General features: G+C 48.1%; 19 protein-coding genes. 8 read left to right on the forward strand and 11 right to left on the reverse strand.

Annotated features, from left to right (window positions below; all coding sequences use genetic code 11):
• Nucleotides 1–27: 27 nt before the first annotated feature.
• Complete coding sequence (gene pip / locus U1F02_RS10395; RefSeq protein ID WP_409990324.1) at nucleotides 28–999, reverse strand: prolyl aminopeptidase; 972 nt, start codon at nucleotides 997–999, stop codon at nucleotides 28–30.
• 243 nt (nucleotides 1,000–1,242) lie between these two features.
• Between pip and U1F02_RS10400 the strand changes: the two genes are divergently transcribed.
• The 3 genes from U1F02_RS10400 to U1F02_RS10410 are packed head-to-tail and all read left to right on the forward strand — an operon-like array spanning nucleotide 1,243 to nucleotide 2,945.
• The gene (locus U1F02_RS10400; protein WP_409990325.1) at nucleotides 1,243–1,947 is read left to right on the forward strand and encodes a helix-turn-helix transcriptional regulator; all 705 of its coding nucleotides are present in this window, start codon (nucleotides 1,243–1,245) and stop codon (nucleotides 1,945–1,947) included.
• A complete protein-coding gene (locus U1F02_RS10405) occupies nucleotides 1,944–2,522 on the forward strand; it encodes a DNA-3-methyladenine glycosylase I (RefSeq protein ID WP_409990326.1) in 579 nt (192 codons plus the stop codon). The genes U1F02_RS10400 and U1F02_RS10405 overlap by 4 nt, the downstream gene beginning before the upstream one ends.
• Nucleotides 2,523–2,525: 3 nt before the next feature.
• Complete coding sequence (locus U1F02_RS10410) at nucleotides 2,526–2,945, forward strand: gamma-glutamylcyclotransferase (RefSeq protein ID WP_409990327.1); 420 nt, start codon at nucleotides 2,526–2,528, stop codon at nucleotides 2,943–2,945.
• Here the strand turns inward: U1F02_RS10410 and U1F02_RS10415 are convergent.
• The gene (locus tag U1F02_RS10415) at nucleotides 2,932–4,695 is read right to left on the reverse strand and encodes a sensor histidine kinase (RefSeq protein WP_409990328.1); all 1,764 of its coding nucleotides are present in this window, start codon (nucleotides 4,693–4,695) and stop codon (nucleotides 2,932–2,934) included. The two genes, U1F02_RS10410 and U1F02_RS10415, sit on opposite strands and share 14 nt — an antisense overlap.
• Before the next feature lie 262 nt (nucleotides 4,696–4,957).
• On the opposite strand from U1F02_RS10415, the gene hemH reads away from it, so the two are divergent.
• Nucleotides 4,958–5,977 (forward strand): ferrochelatase, encoded by a 1,020-nt coding sequence (gene hemH, locus U1F02_RS10420; RefSeq protein ID WP_409990329.1) that lies wholly within the window; start codon nucleotides 4,958–4,960, stop codon nucleotides 5,975–5,977.
• A 36-nt stretch (nucleotides 5,978–6,013) separates the two neighbouring features.
• On the opposite strand, the gene cysD is transcribed toward hemH, so the two are convergent.
• Both cysD and U1F02_RS10430 read right to left on the reverse strand, forming a co-directional pair.
• Nucleotides 6,014–6,934, reverse strand: coding sequence for a sulfate adenylyltransferase subunit CysD (gene cysD / locus U1F02_RS10425; protein WP_409990330.1), 921 nt, complete (start codon nucleotides 6,932–6,934; stop codon nucleotides 6,014–6,016).
• A gap of 13 nt (nucleotides 6,935–6,947) precedes the next feature.
• Nucleotides 6,948–7,883 carry a sodium-dependent bicarbonate transport family permease gene (locus U1F02_RS10430; protein ID WP_409990331.1) on the reverse strand — a complete coding sequence of 312 codons (936 nt, stop codon included), beginning with the start codon at nucleotides 7,881–7,883 and terminating at the stop codon, nucleotides 6,948–6,950.
• 116 nt (nucleotides 7,884–7,999) lie between these two features.
• Here U1F02_RS10430 and U1F02_RS10435 point away from each other — a divergent pair, with 116 nt between their 5' ends.
• Nucleotides 8,000–8,941, forward strand: a complete 942-nt coding sequence (locus tag U1F02_RS10435; RefSeq protein ID WP_409990332.1) for a LysR family transcriptional regulator — start codon at nucleotides 8,000–8,002, stop codon at nucleotides 8,939–8,941.
• Nucleotides 8,942–8,989: 48 nt separating this feature from the next.
• Here the strand turns inward: U1F02_RS10435 and U1F02_RS10440 are convergent, their stop codons facing one another.
• From U1F02_RS10440 to U1F02_RS10450, 3 genes are read right to left on the reverse strand one after another with little or no spacing between them, the layout of a single operon-like run.
• Nucleotides 8,990–9,946, reverse strand: coding sequence for a TerC family protein (locus U1F02_RS10440; RefSeq protein ID WP_409990333.1), 957 nt, complete (start codon nucleotides 9,944–9,946; stop codon nucleotides 8,990–8,992).
• An 11-nt stretch (nucleotides 9,947–9,957) separates the two neighbouring features.
• Complete coding sequence (gene htpX, locus U1F02_RS10445) at nucleotides 9,958–10,833, reverse strand: protease HtpX (protein ID WP_409990334.1); 876 nt, start codon at nucleotides 10,831–10,833, stop codon at nucleotides 9,958–9,960.
• 27 nt (nucleotides 10,834–10,860) lie between these two features.
• Nucleotides 10,861–11,217 (reverse strand): HPF/RaiA family ribosome-associated protein, encoded by a 357-nt coding sequence (locus U1F02_RS10450; protein ID WP_409990335.1) that lies wholly within the window; start codon nucleotides 11,215–11,217, stop codon nucleotides 10,861–10,863.
• A gap of 127 nt (nucleotides 11,218–11,344) precedes the next feature.
• Here U1F02_RS10450 and nhaR point away from each other — a divergent pair, with 127 nt between their 5' ends.
• A complete protein-coding gene (gene nhaR, locus U1F02_RS10455) occupies nucleotides 11,345–12,262 on the forward strand; it encodes a transcriptional activator NhaR (RefSeq protein ID WP_409990336.1) in 918 nt (305 codons plus the stop codon).
• Between the two features lie 4 nt (nucleotides 12,263–12,266).
• Here nhaR and U1F02_RS10460 read toward each other — a convergent pair whose 3' ends face one another.
• Nucleotides 12,267–12,608 (reverse strand): FKBP-type peptidyl-prolyl cis-trans isomerase, encoded by a 342-nt coding sequence (locus U1F02_RS10460; RefSeq protein ID WP_409990337.1) that lies wholly within the window; start codon nucleotides 12,606–12,608, stop codon nucleotides 12,267–12,269.
• 214 nt (nucleotides 12,609–12,822) lie between these two features.
• Between U1F02_RS10460 and U1F02_RS10465 the strand changes: the two genes are divergently transcribed.
• Together U1F02_RS10465 and U1F02_RS10470 are read left to right on the forward strand one after the other, a co-directional pair.
• The gene (locus tag U1F02_RS10465) at nucleotides 12,823–13,527 is read left to right on the forward strand and encodes a PEP-CTERM sorting domain-containing protein (protein WP_409990338.1); all 705 of its coding nucleotides are present in this window, start codon (nucleotides 12,823–12,825) and stop codon (nucleotides 13,525–13,527) included.
• A 116-nt stretch (nucleotides 13,528–13,643) separates the two neighbouring features.
• On the forward strand, nucleotides 13,644–14,285 hold the full coding sequence (locus U1F02_RS10470; protein ID WP_409990339.1) for an RBBP9/YdeN family alpha/beta hydrolase: 642 nt from the start codon (nucleotides 13,644–13,646) through the stop codon (nucleotides 14,283–14,285).
• Between the two features lie 20 nt (nucleotides 14,286–14,305).
• Here the strand turns inward: U1F02_RS10470 and U1F02_RS10475 are convergent, their stop codons facing one another.
• From U1F02_RS10475 to typA, 3 genes are all read right to left on the reverse strand, one after another.
• Complete coding sequence (locus tag U1F02_RS10475; RefSeq protein ID WP_409990340.1) at nucleotides 14,306–14,965, reverse strand: hypothetical protein; 660 nt, start codon at nucleotides 14,963–14,965, stop codon at nucleotides 14,306–14,308.
• A 2-nt stretch (nucleotides 14,966–14,967) separates the two neighbouring features.
• Nucleotides 14,968–15,774: a sulfite exporter TauE/SafE family protein gene (locus U1F02_RS10480; RefSeq protein ID WP_409990341.1), complete on the reverse strand. Its 807-nt coding sequence runs from the start codon at nucleotides 15,772–15,774 to the stop codon at nucleotides 14,968–14,970.
• 474 nt (nucleotides 15,775–16,248) lie between these two features.
• Complete coding sequence (typA, locus tag U1F02_RS10485) at nucleotides 16,249–18,069, reverse strand: translational GTPase TypA (RefSeq protein WP_409990342.1); 1,821 nt, start codon at nucleotides 18,067–18,069, stop codon at nucleotides 16,249–16,251.
• Nucleotides 18,070–18,273: the final 204 nt, after the last annotated feature.

Consider the following 18,273-nt stretch of genomic DNA (forward strand, 5'->3'; position numbering starts at 1 on the left):
CTTAGGCTCCACTTGGTAATACTTAACTTATGCAAGCTGATCTGGTCGTTCACCCAATTCTTTTGCCATGTCGTTAGTTGCACGAATTAAGGCATCAACAATACCCGCTTCCCGCGATGCATGCCCCGCTTCGCGGATAATATTCAGCTCAGAACCCGGCCAAGCTTTGTGCAGCAAATAGGCATTATCTAGCGGGCAAATAACGTCGTAGCGACCATGCACAATGACGCCGGGAATATCGGCGAGCTTGTGTGCGTCACGCAGAATTTGGTTTTCCTCCAAAAATGCGTTGTTTACAAAATAGTGAGCTTCGATTCGTGCGAGAGAAAGAGCACGATGAGGCTCAGTGAAGGAATCCACCACTTCTTGATTAGGGCGCAAGGTTGCTGTGCGTCCTTCCCACAAAGACCACGCTTTGGCGGCTGTCATTTGCTGAATTTGGTTATCACTGGTGAGATGTCGATAGTAGGCGTTCATCATGTCGTGACGCTCGTCTTCCGGAATGGGCTGAATAAAATCGTCCCAGTAATCGGGGAAAAGACGACTCGCCCCATCCTGATAAAACCAGAGAAGGTCTACCGGACGACACAGGAAAATGCCGCGCAGAATCAGCCCCAAAACACGTTCAGGATAGGTTTGTGCGTAAACCAGACTTAGGGTTGAACCCCAGGAGCCACCAAACAAAACCCATTTTTCAATGCCCAGGGTTTTGCGGATAAACTCAATGTCCTCGACCAATGTTTGTGTGGTATTGCTTTGTAATTCCGCGTGAGGGCGCGAACGGCCTGAACCGCGCTGATCAAACAAAACAATGCGATACACCTGTGGATCAAAGAAGCGGCGATCGTATTTCCCGCAACCCGCTCCCGGGCCGCCATGCACAAACAGTACAGGTATTCCGTTGGGGTTTCCCGATTCATCCACATAAAGCTCATGGGGTGGTTCAACGGCAATGATGTGGCGCTGGTAGGGTTTTATCTCGGGAAAAAATGTATGCATAGACTGACCTTGTTATGTGCATGTACCTGTGTCGATCAAGCCTGATGAGGTGTTGAGCTTGGTCTTACAGGCTGGAATCTTTATCTAAAGGTAGCACAGAGCGTCGTGCATTAGGCGTACTTTTTCGCGCAATACCCGTCCAAATCAATATTTAGATCTTGAGTTAAAGCGCAACTGACAGATATTGGCAGGTGTTCGTGTTAACTTTAGCCTTTCATAACTGCCCATTCGGAAACGGAACACATGCAACGCGCCGAACGCCTTTTTCAATTGCTTACATTGCTGCGCAACCGACGTACGGTGATGACCGCGAGGGACATGAGCGAACATCTGGGCGTATCTGAGCGAACCATTTATCGCGACATCCAATCGCTGAGTCTCTCGGGTGTTCCGGTTGAGGGCGAAGCGGGTGTTGGTTATCGTCTGTCGCATCGCTATCAGCTGCCCCCCTTAATGTTTGACCGCCATGAAGTGGAGGCATTGTTGCTCGGTGCACGTATGGTGAGCAGTTGGGGCGATACAGATATGGCGGCGCACGCAAAACATGCGATTCAAAAAATTCTCGCGGTCTTGCCGGACCATTTGCGCCACAGTGATGAAACCCTACCGCTGCTCGTGCCCAATATCGAAGAAATTCAAAAATTTTATACGGCGCACAGCCAGCAAATTCGGGAGGCGATCAGAACGCGCCAACGCATTGATATTGAATACACGCGAGCGGACGCACAAATTTCCACACGCATCATTGAACCATTGGGTTTGATTTTTTGGGGCAAGGTGTGGACTTTGGTTGCGTGGTGTCAATTACGAGGCGAGTACCGCACCTTTAGACTGGATCGCATTAATCAATTAACCGTACTTGAAGAACAATTTGAAACCAACGACAACAAAAGCTTGAAACACTTTTTAGCCCAACGCGAAGAATCTTTTCAGGACGAAACCCTATGATTGAAAAAGTTCGCTGCCCTTGGTGTGGGACGGATCCACTTTACATGGAATACCACGACAAAGAATGGGGCACACCTTTGTATGACAACCAAAAGCTGTTTGAGTTTTTAATTCTTGAAGGTGCGCAAGCCGGACTTTCGTGGATAACGGTGTTGCGTAAACGCGAAAACTACCGCAAAGCTTTTGATAATTTCGACCCGATAAAAATAGCCCGTTATAGTGATGCCAAAGTAGAAAAGCTCTTGCAGAACGAGGGCATTATTCGCAATCGTTTAAAAATAGAGAGCGCGATAAAAAATGCAAAAGCTTATTTGGCGATGCAAAAAAATGGTGAAGACTTTAGCGAGTTCTTATGGAGTTTTGTCGGTGGCAAACCAAAACAAAATAAACTGAAGCACATGGGCGAAGCTCTAGCGTCTACACCCGAATCAGACGCCATGAGCAAAGCGCTTAAAAAGCGTGGTTTTAATTTTGTGGGGAGCACTATTTGCTACGCCTTTATGCAAGCGACTGGTATGGTGAATGACCACATGACTAGCTGTTATAGATACAAAGATTGCGGACCAGGTAAATAACCTATGTACGATTCAAGCAGTGACGATCTCCCCATGCATTATTTGTTTGTGTACGGCACCTTGCGAAAAGAATGCGAAACCGGAGCGCATCGGGAATACTTAGGGCGAGCAGATTTTGTGTCGCCCGCAAAAATTCGCGGGCAACTTTATATAGTTGATTACTACCCCGGATTAATTTTGAGTGAAACTGAGCATTGGGCCTTGGGAGAAGTGTATTTATTAGAGGATCAGTCGCAATTACACGATTTGGATGTGTATGAAGGCTGCGCAGAAAAATCGCCCAAGCCGCACGAATACAAGCGCTGTAAAGCCGAGGTTATATTAAGCAGCGGTGAAATCATGAGTGCTTGGACTTATGTCTACCAGCAAGAGATTGAACATCTCGAGCCTATAACTTCAGGCGATTTTCTTAATCGCTATTAGCTTCTTCCAGCGGTAGCTCAACATAAAAACAAGAGCCTACAGTTAAGCTGGAGGAAAAGCCTATAGTTCCATTCATTTGCTGGATAAGCTCTTTGGCGATGGCAAGTCCTAATCCTGTACCGCCCACAGCTCGTGTATCAGATGAATCGGCTTGGGAAAATTTTTGAAAAATTTTATCGTGAAACTCCTCAGGAATTCCGCTGCCGTGATCGACAACTTCTATTCTCACGCGATCTGAGCTGACGCTGGCATTGATGATAATGTCATCACCTTTTTGCGAAAATTTTGCAGCGTTAGATAAGAAGTTCATCAACACCTGACGCAACCGCCGCGCATCAACTTTTACCAAGGCATACTCAAAACGCGGCCCCACAACAATATTTACGCCATACTTTTGTGCGTAGGATGTCATTGCCAAACAGGCATCATCAATAATTGGCATTATGGGCTGCACAACTAAATCCAGTTCAAGCTTGCCGACGGTTAATTTATCAATATCCAGCAAGTCATTGATAAGCTCTGTCAAACGCACCGAATTTTTTTGCGCTATATCAAGCAGTTTTACCGCTGAGCCCGGCAGGGCGCCTAACTGTCCGCTCAGCGCTACCGATAGTGCTCCGCCAATTGCCGTTAAGGGGGTGCGCAGTTCGTGGCTTACGGTAGAAACGAATTCATTTTTGAGGCGATTATTTTCTTTGAGTTTTTCTTGCATGATTTTCATTTTACCCAGCAGCGAATCCGGGTAAGGGGTTTTTACTTCGTACTCCCAATCTCCGTCTGTTACTGTTTGCACAACCTCAGCTGCATAGTAAGGCTCGCCACCTAATTGGTGCAGCAAGCGCCTAACGAAGAGAATAAATATCAACGCGACGGTTAAGGTCAAAATAACCACGTAAAACAACAGCGCGATCATTTGGTTTTTTAATTTGGTAATTCTACTTTGCAGAATGGAATCTAATTGCTCAATGGCAAAATGTGCATAGGCGAAATAGCTGTTCACACCCAGCGTGAAAGATGCGTAATAATCATCGGGGCTGAACGTAAGATTTTGTGAATCAAGAATATTCAGTTGTGCAATACTCACTGCTTTATCGTATTGCGCTTTGGTCGATTGATAATTGGCATAAATATTTTCTCGCCCCGTTGATCGCGCAGCGACTGCCTTATTAATATTTATGCTCAATTGGTCTGCTTTTGATTTGCTTAAGAGCAGTAATGCTTTTAAGTGGGCACGTTCATCAAAGTTCGCTTCCCCTTTGGTCAACAAACCCGTGCCGTAGCCGCGAATCTGGCCGAGTACTTCCGCCAATTCGGGCAATTCAACAAGGCTCGCGTCAATCAGAAAGTAACCATCAACATCCGGATCAAGGCTGAGTTGATAGGAGTCAACGAGATTGCGCAGAAATTGCAGCTGTAACTTAACCAGAAAACTATGCTGTTCAAAGCTCTCAAGATAATTAATGCGGTTTTGCGAAACATCGTGACGGATTTTGTGCCAATAACTCACCGTTTCTGCAAACTGGGCTTGAAGTTGTTTGTTGGGATTTTTGTCCAAATAAGCTTCATACGCAAAGATGGCAGTATCGACTTCCTCTGCCTTCATGCGTTGTTCGCGTCTTTCAAGGGTGGTTTGCAGGTATTTCGCGCAGAGGGCTCTGTGCTGCTGGGTACGCTGTATGACGTTAAGAACCAGTTGGACTTGCGGCAGCCCTTCTTGCTCTTTTTTTGCGAAGGCGAGATCTTTTTGCACCTCTTCCCAGTATAAAAAGCTCGGCAAAAAAGTGGCTGCAAGACAAAGGAACCCAAGGCAGGTGAACTTTTTCCACAGTGCTATCCGTTCTAATCGCTGACCTATACCCATAAAGCGTCCAGTTAGCCAAAATTCGCAGCGGCACAGGTTAGAATGGCCAGCTGATCGAACTAAGCTTAGCTCAATTTTGCCAGCACACAGGCTTGCGCCAATAAAAGCTAACCTCATGAGATGAGGTGATAAAGAGAGATTCTGTATACACATGAAAAATAAATATTCCGCCGAAACCGCCAACGCCGATTCACTCTTTCATAAAGGAAAGCCAGCGCTCACGGGCGTTCTGCTGGTCAACCTGGGAACACCAGACGCACCCACCGCGCCCGCTTTACGGCGCTACCTCGCGGAGTTTTTGGCAGACCCACGTGTGATTGAAATCCCCAAGATCATTTGGAACCTGATTTTGCACGGCATTATCCTGCGCGTGCGCCCCAAAAAATCCGCCGCTAAATATCAAACCGTGTGGACAGACGAAGGCTCGCCTTTGCTCGCGATCAGCAAGCGTCAAACCAGTGCAATTGCAGCTCAGCTGGGAGATAGCGTCTCTGTGAAATTGGGCATGCGCTACGGCAACCCGTCCATCACCAAAGCATTGCGCGAATTCCAAGTAGAAGGTGTGCGCAAACTGATTGTTTTCCCGCTCTACCCCCAATACGCCGCAGCGACAACGGGTTCGACTTTTGATGCGGTGACACGCGAACTCCAAAAATGGCGCTTTGTGCCCGAGCTGCATTTCATTAATAACTACTGCGATAACAGTTTGTTTATTGATGCACTCGCCAAGAGCATTCAGGAAGATTTTGATCAGCACGGCAAGCCGGAAAAGTTATTACTCTCGTACCACGGCATGCCAAAGCGCAATTTAGATTTGGGCGATCCTTACTACTGCTTGTGCCAAAAAACCACGCGCTTGGTGGCGGAAAAGTTGGGGTTGCAAAAAGGCGAATATATCTCCACCTTTCAATCGCGCTTTGGTTATGCGGAATGGTTGCAACCTTATACAGATGCAACCTTGGAAGAGCTCGCCAAAACCGGCACCAAGAATGTTGCCATAGTCTCGCCAGCCTTTAGTGCAGATTGCTTGGAAACCTTGGAAGAACTGGCAGTGGAAAACCGCGAGATTTTTTTACACGCAGGCGGTACAGATTATCGTTACATTCCCGCGCTTAACACACGGGAAGATCATATTGCCGCACTCACTTCCATTGTGCGCACACATCTATAAAACAAACACGCCCTGCAGAAATCCTGCGGGGCACAATCAGAAATACCCCTCGCGCTTTTTCTTTTCCATAGAGCCCACTTGGTCTTTATCCAACATGCGGCCTTCGCGCTCGCTGGTTTTACTTAACAGCAATTCTTGAATGATGGCGCTTACATCGCTCGCATCACTCAAGACAGCGCCCGTTTGCGGGTAGCACCCTAATGTCCTGCAGCGTACCGGGCGCACGGCGATAGAATCCAATTCTGCCGGCGAGAGAAACGGCAACATGCGGTCGTCATCCAAAATAAACACTTGGCCGGATTCTTCGCTAATCCATGTCTTGCGCGGCGCAGAAAAGTAGAGGGAAACCAAATCGATTTTTTCGCGCAGTATGTACAGCCAAATATCCAATTCCGTCCAGTTGGACAGCGGAAACACGCGCACGCTTTCGCCTGCGTTTAAGCGTGTGTTGTACAGGTTCCACAATTCAGGCCGTTGGTTTTTAGGATCCCAGGTTTGGTGGGCATCGCGCACGGAAAATACGCGCTCTTTTGCACGGGATTTTTCTTCGTCGCGCCGCGCACCGCCCAAGGCAGCATCAAACTTGTAGCGCTTTAATGCCTGCTTGAGGGCTTGGGTTTTCATCTGATCGTTGTATTTCACTGACCCCGAAAGTATCGGGTGGACACCTTGATCTAAAGCTTCCTGATTAATGTGCACTTTCAGTTTTAGCTGCAACCGCTCGGCCAGTCGATCCCGAAAGCGCGCCATCTCCGCGAACTCCCACGTAGTGTCTATATGCAGCAAGGTAAAGGGCACGGGCGCAGGCCAAAAGGCTTTGCGCGCGAGGTGCAGCATGACCGTGGAATCCTTGCCAATCGAATAAAACATGCAAGGATTTTCAAAGCTGGCAGCGACTTCGCGCAATATGCCTATGGCTTCCGCTTCCAAGGTTTGCAGGTGGGATAACACCTTCATAAGCGTCTCCACATCAGCCCGTTATAGCCATTAGCATCTTGTGGTAAAGGGGAATTCCCAAGAGCACGTTGAACGGAAAGGTGATGCCGAGCGAGGCGAATATAGCGATACCGACATCCGCATCTTTAATGGCTGCACGTATGGCAGCGGGCGCGGCGATGTAGGAGGCGCTGGCGACAAGACAACCCAAGATCAAGGTGCTGCCACTTGGGAGGCCAAGCGCCAAACCGATTAGCAGACCGACAATCGCCAAGCACACGGGCACAACAAGAGCGAACACCATTAACCGCCAATGGTGAACAGGCAGCGGGTAAAGATGCTTGGACGCGCACAAGCCCATATCCAGCAAAAATAAGGCGAGCAAGGCTTTAAAAGCACCGAGAAACAAGGGCGATATGGCGCTGCTGCCCTCCGGCCCGTAGCAATAACCAATCACCACACCGCCAACCAGCAACAACACACCGCGACTGGTTAAGGCCTCATGCCAAATCGCGCCCGCACCGCCTTTACTACCCGTTACTTTGCGGTGCAAAAGAATGGCCGCGACTATCGCCGGAAGCTCCAAGAGCACCAAATAGAGTGTGGTTTGCGGGGCGATGGGGAGTTTCAAAGCCTCGGTAAACGCCAGCGCGACCGCAAAGGTTCCCGCGCTGGCGGAACCGTAGTGCGCGGCAACGCTGGCGGCGTTGGCTTGCGAGAGTTGCACGGCTTTGCGCAGCAAGGGGTAAAGTACAAAAGGAATGAGGCTACCAACAGCCAAAACCGCCATTACCTCTGGCAGCAACTGCCAACTCACTTGCCCATGTAGGGACAAACCGCCCTTCAGGCCCAAAGTGAGCATGAGCAAAATGCTCAAGGTGTCGTAGGCCGCTTTGGGCACTTCTAAATCTGACTTGGCCAAACCGGCCAAAGCTCCCAGCAAGAAAAACATAATCACGATATCAGGCATGGCAATCTCCTCAGTGGTCTTCGGCGCCATTCTGATTGCTGTTTTTCATTTACGATAATTAATGTTTATACTTTTAAATATTGATAATTATCTATACATTAGATCCGTGAGCCCCCATGAACATTCGCCACCTCACCTTCCGCCTACTTCAGGTCTATGTCGCCGTCGTCCGCACAGGATCAATTTCCCAAGCTGCCAGCCAACTCCACCTCACCCAACCTACGGTGTCGCTACAAATCAAACGTTTAACCGAAGCTGTTGGCGACCAGTTGTTGGAAATGCGGGAAGGCAGTTATCAGCCCACCTTTATCGGCAAGGAACTATTTAACGCCGCGCAGGATGCACTCACGCGCTTTGAAGATTTTGATAGCTTTTTGGATGACGCCGCGCGCGGGCGCAAAGGCCATTTCAGCATCGGCATAGTCACCACCGCGAAATATGTTTTGCCGCGTTTGCTCAGCCCCTACGCTAAACAATTTCCGGCGGTAGATGTGACCGTAAACATTGGCAACCGCGGCTCTGTGTTGCAGCGCTTTGCACACCAGCAGGATGACCTTTACGTGTTCAGCCACCCACCCACGGGTGATCAGGTTATTAGCGGACGATTCTTGCGAAACCCTTTGGTGTTAATTGCCCCAAAAGATCACTGGGCCGCGCAGCGCGACAAGGTAAATTTTTCTGAACTGACGAACGAGCGCTTTTTAATGCGCGAACCCGGCAGTGCAACGCGCATGGTGTTTGAAAATTTTCTGCGCGATAACAACTTGCAGTTGCGCAACACCTTTCAAATTGAGAGTAACGAAGCTATTCGTTTGAGTGTTGAAACAGGTTTGGGGCTCGCCGTAATTTCGGAGCATACGCTCGCGCAAGTGAAAGCCAATATTGCGATCGTCAATGTGGAAGGATTTCCACTCTTAAGTCACTGGTATTTAGTTCGCCCCGGCGACCGCCGCCTGCCGATTTCCGCACAACAATTTATTGAATTCTTAAATGCAAACTTGGACACATGCGTAGAAGAAAAATACGTGCGCAACGAACTTGATTTGCTGCTGAAATAAAAAAGCCCCGCGAACGGGGCATAAAGGAACCAACGCCGACATTAAAATTTAAGCGGTCTTTCTCGTTACCCAAAGACTTGCCACTACACTCAAACCAATCACCGTGACCACCACGCCGAGCGATAAAGCCACCGGCATATGGAACCAAGGCATGATCAGCATTTTGATACCGATAAAGGTCAACACAATTGCCAAGCCGTATTTGAGCAAATGGAAACGCTCAGCAATATCTGCCAGTAAAAAATACAACGCGCGCAATCCCATGATGGCAAATATATTTGAGGTGGCGACAATAAATGGATCTGTTGTGATCGCAAAAATCGCCGGAATGGAATCCACCGCAAACACGAGATCTGACATCTCAATCAGGATGAGCACTAAAAACAGCGGTGTAAAATAACGCACACCGTTTTTTCGCACTGTGAATTTTTCGCCGTTATTTTCTGTTGTCACGCGCAAATATTTGCGCGCAACTTTTAACACCCAGTTGTTTTCCATATCCGGCTTTTTGTCTGAAGGAATCATCATTTTGATACCTGTGACAAACAGGAAGAAACCAAATAGGTAAAGCACCCATTTAAATTCCTGCACCACCCAACTGCCCAACATGATCATGACGATACGCATGGCAATAGCGCCCAGCACACCGTAAATCAACACGCGGCGCTGATATTCCGGCGGAACATGGAATGCCGAAAAAATCATTAAAAACACAAAGACGTTATCTACAGATAAAGATTTTTCGATGAGATAACCCGTGAGGAACTCCAAGGCTTTTTGATCGGCGATTTCTGCCCCCACACTGCCTTGCAGATGCCACCAAAGACCTGCATTGAACCCAATCGCCAACACAAACCACACTAACGACCAAGTCGCCGCTTCTTTGATGCTGACCTTGTGCGCTTTGCCTGCGCCAAAGACAAATAAATCCAGCGCGAGCATGACGAGCACAAAGGCCAGAAAGCCCGCCCATAGGGCGGGACTTCCTACACTTATCTCATTCATCGAAAGACTCCTTATTGGCTATCACGCAGTGCTTGAATACGTTCACTCAAGGGTGGATGCGTTAAAAACAATCGTTTCAGACCGCTAGCACCACCACCGGAGATACCAAAGGCCGCCATACGGTCTGGTAATGGTGATGGGTGCAGCGAATTCAAACGCTCCAGCGCCGCAATCATGTTATGGCGACCGGCTAGGCGCGCGCCGCCGCTGTCCGCACGGAATTCGCGTTGACGCGAAAACCACATAACGATAATAGACGCGAGAATACCCAATACCAGTTCCGCCACAATCATGGTGACAAAGAAGGCGGGGCCCGTACCGTTCTCGGTTTTGAAAATTACCTTATCCACGAAGTAGCCAATCACACGCGACAGGAACATCACGAAGGTATTCACCACACCCTGAATGAGCGCGAGCGTCACCATATCGCCATTGGCAATGTGCGCCACTTCATGGCCGATTACCGCCTCGGCTTCCTGGCGAGTCATCTGCTCCAATAAGCCCGATGACACAGCCACTAACGAACTGTTTTTGCTCATCCCTGTGGCAAAAGCGTTGACCTCGGGGCTGTCAAAAATACCCACCTCCGGCATGCCGATTCCGGCTTCCTCCGAATAGCGGCGCACCGTATCCACCAACCAGCGCTCGGTGGCGGTATTGGGCGATTCAATCACTTGCACGCCCATGGATTTTTTCGCCATCCACTTGGAAATGGCGAGTGAAATAAAGGAGCCGCCAAAGCCCATAACGGCGGCAAATATCAGTAATGAATTAAGGTTAAGTCCATTCGCGCTGAGGTATGGCTCAACCCCCAATACGCGCATGGTGACTGACAGCACCAACACTATCGCGACGTTGGTGGCCAGGAATAACAAGATACGTTTCATCGTTATGCTCCTCAGCAAAAAGAATGTTTAAACCAGTTGAATGCCATCACCCAACGCGGGCGTTAGGCGCTTGTGCCCGTGCTCGCGCTTGCGCGCTAACTTACGGCTCAAGGCTCGTCCCGCTCGCTCCAGCGCACAGTCGATGGCGATGTATAAATCCGATTGGATCTCCTCAATCACCACGGGCTTACCACCCGCCACCGGAATCTGCACACGGCAGGATTTATCGGCTCCTCCCTTGGGGCCATTAATATCGTCCAACCGCAAAACCACCTTCTGCAGGCCGTGATGCGCCCAACTCAAGGTGAACTGAATCCGGCGCTCAATGTGTTCCCGCAAACTCTCAGTCAACGAAAACTTACCGGTGTGTATTTCAATACGCATGGGAACTTTCCTCGTGTGATAGCCGTTGCGACTTGCAACACACCAGATACTAGATAAAGACAAAGCATCCAACAAATCGAATATAATTGAACAATAAATCGTTTTTTTCGATGAATGGAGTGCCCGCATGAACAACCTCAACTACAAGCATCTGCGCTATTTTTGGATGGTTGCCAAAACGGGGAGCATCGCTAAAGCAGCGGAACAACTCTTCCTCACACCGCAATCCATTAGCGGCCAACTCACAGAATTTGCCAGTGTGTTGGGCGTTGAATTATTCCGCCGCTCTGGGCGGAATTTGGAAGTGACCGATGCGGGCAGAAAAGTCTTGAGTTACGCGGACGAGATTTTTTCCATCGGCGACGAATTGATAGAAGCAATTCACGATCAGCGCGCAAAAAAATCGACACCGCTGAAAGTAGGAATTGCAGATTCGGTTTCAAAGTTGGTGGCTTACCGTTTGCTCGAACCCGCGCTTGAATTAGCGGAGCCGATTCGGTTGATTTGTCGCGAAGGGCGATTGGTGCCATTGCTTGCAGAATTGTCGGTGAATCGTTTGGATATGATCATCGCAGATCGCCCCATGCCGAATCATTTGAATGTACGCGGATTTAATCACTTGCTCGGCGAAAGCCAGCTCACTGTTTTTGGCGCCCCGTCGCTGATTAAAAAGTTGGCGAACGATTTCCCAAGTTGTCTCGACCAAGCACCGTTTTTAATGCCCGGTGAGGATGCCGCCATTCGCTCCAAGCTAGAACAGTGGCTCGACAATAATAATTTGCACCCCATTATCAACGGCGAGTTTGACGACAGCGCTTTGATGAAGTCTTTCGGCCAAGCGGGCGTTGGTTTGTTCGCAGCGCCATCCACCAACGCGGCGCATATTTGCGAACAATATAAAGTTCAACCGATTGGAAAAATTGAGGCAGTGGTAGAGCAGGTTTATATGATTGCCACCGAGCGACAAGTAAAACACCCGGCGATTATGGCGATTAGTGAAAAAGGGCGAGAAGATTTATTTGGCATATCACCTGCTAAAACGTAAATTGTTAATCGTCCCGCGTTAAGACTTCCAGCAATTCAATTTCAAAAATTAAATTGGAATTCGGCTTTATAAGCGCGCCCATTTGCCGCTCCCCATAGGCTAAATGCGCGGGTACAAAAAGTTTTCGCCTTCCACCCACTTTCATACCAATAATACCCATATCCCAGCCCTTAATAACGCGTCCCGTTCCAATAACACACTGGAAAGGTTTATCTCGCGAGTATGACGAATCGAATTCAGTGCCGTCATCCAAAAAACCGCGGTAATGCGTAGTGATCAAGGCACCTTTCACTGCAGCTTTACCGTCACCAATGATCATATCTTCAATAATTAATTCATTTTGCATTTGCATCTCACTTTTTAAAGCAGCTCTGATGTCGACATAATTTACATGAAAGCGCCAAGGTATGTAATTTTTCTACCTAGAGATTAGAAAAATGAATTTTTCGGCGACAAAAATTCGCAAAATACCGTCGCAGAATGTGAATCAAGCGAAACTGGCACAAACAGTGCCTGATGCGTGGTTCCGTCCTGTAAGATTTCAATTAAGGAAAAATTAAATGAAAGTATTTTTTAACTCAGTTAAAGGTGTGACCGTCGGCCTCGCGCTCTTAGCAATCTCGTTCAAAGCTAACGCAATTCCGTTTGAGGTAGACATTACTGTCGATAACTCTTACGCATTGTTTTATGGTACCCAGACCACTGCGACTAATTTCGTTGGTTCCGATAACAACTGGCCAACTGCGGAGCAATATGCGTTTGATTTGCCCGCTAACAATTACATTTACGTGGTTACCCAATCTGATTTAGCCGTTGCGCAGGGATTCTTGGCACAGTTCACGAACCTGCTAACTAACGAGCGTTTTTACAGCCACGACAGTCAGTGGCAAGTAACGGCAACCGGCCGTTATGGTTTCGCGCCTTATGACAGCACTCCAGCTTCATTTGCTGAGTTAAATAGCCAATTGGCTTTGGCTAATGCTGGTACTAACCCTTCAGCAGGTTGGGTTGCGACTACAGCCGGTAATGCAAATGGCTCGGCTCCTTGGGGCAATTTGTCTTCGATTGACAGCGCAGCGCGTTGGTCTTGGTACAACAGCAAGAAAGATGGATCAGACCCAACACAGGGCGGATTCAATCACGACGAGTATTTGATTTTCCGAATCAATGTAGGTGCCCAAAGCGTACCTGAACCTTCGTCAATATTGCTCTTCACATTGGGTTTGGTTGGTTTAGGTTTAGCAAGACGGAAATACAAAGCTTAATTTTTATAAAAGAAGGCGCTCTAAAGGCGCCTTCTCTTTTTTTACAACTTGTTCATTCGCAATTCAGCCTCAGCGTCATAACCTGCAAGCAAGATAGTTCTGATAAGGAGCTTGCCATGATGACGAACACTGAATACTCCAACGAATTAGCCTGTGCTTTAAACGGTTACCGCGCACTGATTATTCCTGATTTAAGCAACAGCGACGCCCGTCATTGGCTCAGTGTTTGGGAGCGCAATATTCCACGTAGCCGCAGAATTCTTATGCACGATTGGAGTTCGCCAGATTGGGTGAAGTGGCGCAACAGCATTATTGCATCCTTAATCAGTATTGATGAACCCGTTGTATTAATCGCTGAAGGTTTTGGCGCCTTGGCAGCAGCGAGCGTGGCAGCAGAATATCCCGGAAAAATTATCGCTGCGTTTTTAGTTGACCCAGCTGATCCGGAAGAATTTGATTTGCGCAAAAAAATTCCTAAGCAACATTTGCCGGCACCCACAAAAATTGTGATTCGCACGCAAACTCATACCAAGTCTGCTTTGCTTGCCGCGCTGTGGAGTACCGATTTATCTAACGCGCCAGCACAAACCCAAGGTGAGTTCTGGCCAGAGGGTGCCCATGCGTTGCAAAGACTTATGAATAAAACCCAACGCAAAGCAGAAGAACTAACGCAAGCCCGCACAAAAAAAGTATTGGCTTATTTGCGCGGCTTACAGCACACAAATCAGTTAAAGCAAGTTCGTTACCAAATCAATTAACTATTAAGCATTATTAGCTGCTACTTTTTATTCAGTACAGCAAGCAGTAGCACCCAAAAACACAACACCAAATTGAACAGCGGTATTTGTAAATCCTGCGGCATGCTATACACAATAGATACCGCAGGAATCCACACCATCCAGTTTGAGAAGACAACTGTCGGAATTTTCTCGGCGAAAAAGCGCTTATTCATAGACGCATACCATTCGCGAATATCAAATCCATTTTCCACCCACAAGTAAGCGATGGTAATAGTCGGCGCAGCCCAGAGCGCGCTATAAATAAACTGATCAATTAACACTTTGGTTGCGATAGTTTTAAAGTTGTTTTCATAGCCAAACCATTTGCCTTGCAGCTGGTAAAAGAAATCTACTTCAATGCCTTTCAATCCCCAGAACGCCAGATAAAAAGCTAAGAGCGCAAATAAACTGCGCGATGAATCTAACCGCCTGCTTAGCCACAAATAGATAAACGGAATCAATCCACCAAAAAATGCGGTTGCAACAAAAGCGTAAAGAAATCCGTAATCATGCTTTAAAACACCAAACCACGCGTAAACGGGTTGGGATGCTGGAACAAAAAAATAAATAAGCACCAGCGCGAGCGCAAAAAATTGCAAAACCAAACCCGGCAATAAATTTTGCTTTAATGCAGACAAAATCGAAGCTCTAATCGACATACTTAACGACCAATCACAGTAAATAGCATTTGTAAGGACAAGCCGGTCAGCAACACGGCAAAGCATTTTTTAAGCACAGGAATGGGTAAGCTGTGCGCGAGTTTTGCGCCCAAAGGCGCGGTAAAAAAACTTGCGGTCGCCATAGCAACCACGGCTGGCCAATAAATAAAACCAACAGTATACGGCGGTAAATTTTCTACCGACCAACCATTAATGGCGTAACCAACTGCACCCGAAAATGCGATGGGCAAGCCAACCGCAGCTGAGGTTCCAATCGCTACGGGCAATGCAACATTACACCATGTTAAAAAGGGTACTGTCAGTGTTCCACCACCAATTGCCACCAAGGCAGATATTCCACCAATACCTGAACCCGCCCCGATCAACGCAACCGAACCGGGTAATTGGCGAGAAGGTTTTGGCTTGCGATCTAACACCATTTGCAAAGCAACAAATGCCATAAAGCACGAGAAAAAAATCGCGAGTGGTTTTGCAGATAAATAACTCGCTAGGAATGTACCTGCAAAAGTACCCGCCAAAATCCCCGGTGCGATTTTTATGACGACAGGCCAAATTACCGCGTTGCGTTTGTGATGTGCGCGTAAACTGGCGATCGCCGTTGGGACGATTGCGGTCATGGATGTGGCGAGTGCCATATGCACTAAGTGTTCAGAAGGGAAGGTTAGTTTGATGAATAGAAATGTGAGTACCGGCACCATGATACCGCCACCGCCGATGCCGAAGAGGCCTGCGAAGAGGCCGGTGAAGGCGCCGAGTATTAAGAAATAAAATAAGAATAAAATATTCATCAAAACCACATTTTAAATTAATCGCATTTGCCTGCGGCAGGCCTCACTTTTGTGCATGAAAGCCTCCATGGCCTTCAACCGTTGGGCAGCTTCGCCGTGCAAAATTACTGTCCTGTAATTTTGTGCTTGTACAAAGAAATGTAAGCAAAAGCTAAAAAATCATAGCTCGTCGCTGGTTCCAATTACCCCCTGCGAGCGCCCCGAGCACTGGAAGAAATTTGTTGTAAAACAAACAGGAGGTTTGTTTTAGTGACTACGCGACATGGATGTCGCGTTGGAACGACAGCAAATTTCTGAAGCGCGCAGGAAACAGGCGCGAGAGGGGTGTCTTTTCTTTTGGTTACTTTTCGTTGGACAAGCAACGAAAAGTGACTCCCGCGGAAGGCAAAATATATCAGTTAAAAATTAAACTAAATAAAAAATCCCCAACACTTTCGCATTGAGGATTCTTATCAAACGGTCATCACAAAAAAATTACTTCGCGCGCTTACGCTCGTTCTCAGTCAGCAACTTCTTACGCAGACGAATACTTTGTGGCGTTACTTCTACCAACTCGTCGTCCTCAATAAATTCCAAGGCTTGCTCAAGTGTGTGCTTGATGGGCGGAGTCAATACCGCCGCTTCATCAGTACCTGATGCACGCACGTTGGTTAATTGCTTAGCTTTAGTTGGGTTCACTACCAAGTCATTATCACGTGAGTGAATACCCACGATTTGGCCTTCGTAAACTTCAACGCCTGGGCCGAGGAACAAACGGCCGCGCTCTTGCAACATGTTCAATGCGTAGGCGAGAGTTTTGCCTTTCACCATGGAAACCAACACGCCGTTTTGGCGCTTGGCCACTTCGCCTTGTTTAACCGGGCCGTAGTGATCGAAGATACTGGTCATGATGCCTGAACCAGACGTCATGGTCAGGAAGTTACCGCGGAAGCCAATCAAACCACGCGATGGAACGATGAATTCCAACTTGATGCGGCCTTTGCCATCCGGCTCCATGTTGGTCAACTCGCCTTTACGCAGGCCGAGTTCTTCCATCACTTTACCTTGGTGCTGCTCTTCAACGTCGATAACGACTTGCTCGTAAGGCTCGTGAATTTCGCCATCAACTTCTTTTTGAACTACTTCTGGACGCGACACACCCATCTCGTAGCCTTCGCGACGCATATTTTCAATCAATACAGAGAGGTGCAATTCACCGCGGCCAGATACTTTAAATTTATCTGGCGAATCACCTTGTTCAACACGCAATGCAACGTTGGCAATCAATTCTTGATCCAAACGGTCTTTAATATTGCGGCTGGTGACGTACTTACCTTCCTTACCTGCAAACGGAGAGTCGTTTACCTGAAAGGTCATGCTTACGGTTGGCTCGTCGATAGAGAGCGCTGGCAATGCTTCAACCGCATCTGGCGCACACAAGGTGTCAGAAATGCCGAGTTTATCTACACCAGTGATACACACGATATCGCCCGCATAAGCGCGGTCAGTTTCGATACGTTGCAAACCGTGGTAACCCATCACCTGCAACACTTTTGCACGACGGGTTTCGCCCGTTGGCGTTACCACAACCACTTGTTGGTTTGGTGCGAGTGAGCCACGAGTGATACGGCCGATGCCGATAACACCTACATAGCTGTTGTAGTCCAACGCAGAAATTTGCATTTGGAATGGACCTTCGGTGTCCACTTTTGGTGGCTGCACTTTGTCCACGATCATTTGGAACAGCGGAGTCATATCTTCCGCGATATCGTCTGGATCAAGACCCGCAACACCGTTCAACGCAGAGGCGTAAACGATAGGGAAATCGAGTTGTTCTTCAGTCGCACCCAAGCGGTCAAACAGATCGAACACTTGATCAATTACCCACTCAGGGCGCGCACCTGGGCGGTCGATTTTGTTGATAACAACAATCGGGTTCAAACCTTGTTCGAACGCCTTTTGAGTTACGAAACGGGTTTGTGGCATTGGGCCGCCTACAGCGTCCACAATCAACAACACAGAGTCCACCATCGACAGAACGCGCTCTACCTCACCGCCGAAGTCGGCGTGTCCGGGGGTGTCCACGATGTTAATGCGGTAGTCGTTCCACTTAATGGCGGTGTTTTTCGCCAAAATGGTAATGCCGCGCTCACGTTCTTGGTCGTTACTATCCATGATCAAATCGCCAGTGTCGTCGCGGCGGTCAAGGGTGCCGGACTGACGCAACAATTGGTCAACCATGGAGGTTTTACCGTGGTCAACGTGGGCGATAATAGCGATGTTACGCAGTTTTTCGATGGAAGCTTGGGTAGTCACTGGGGGATTCTCTGTGGGGGGCTATAAAATTGGGGTCAAAATTGAGGTCGCGCATTATACCCATGTAGAGGTGTCAGGGATATGGCTAAAATGGAGATTTGGCGATTTTTTAACCTGACCAGACGAGGCTTAGTGTTAGATCCACAATCCCGCCCAAGCTGTACAAGGGTATTCCGATGGTGAATTGCTCAATTACTGGCCTCG

This window comes from Cellvibrio sp. (genome assembly GCF_046347455.1).
GTDB lineage: Bacteria > Pseudomonadota > Gammaproteobacteria > Pseudomonadales > Cellvibrionaceae > Cellvibrio.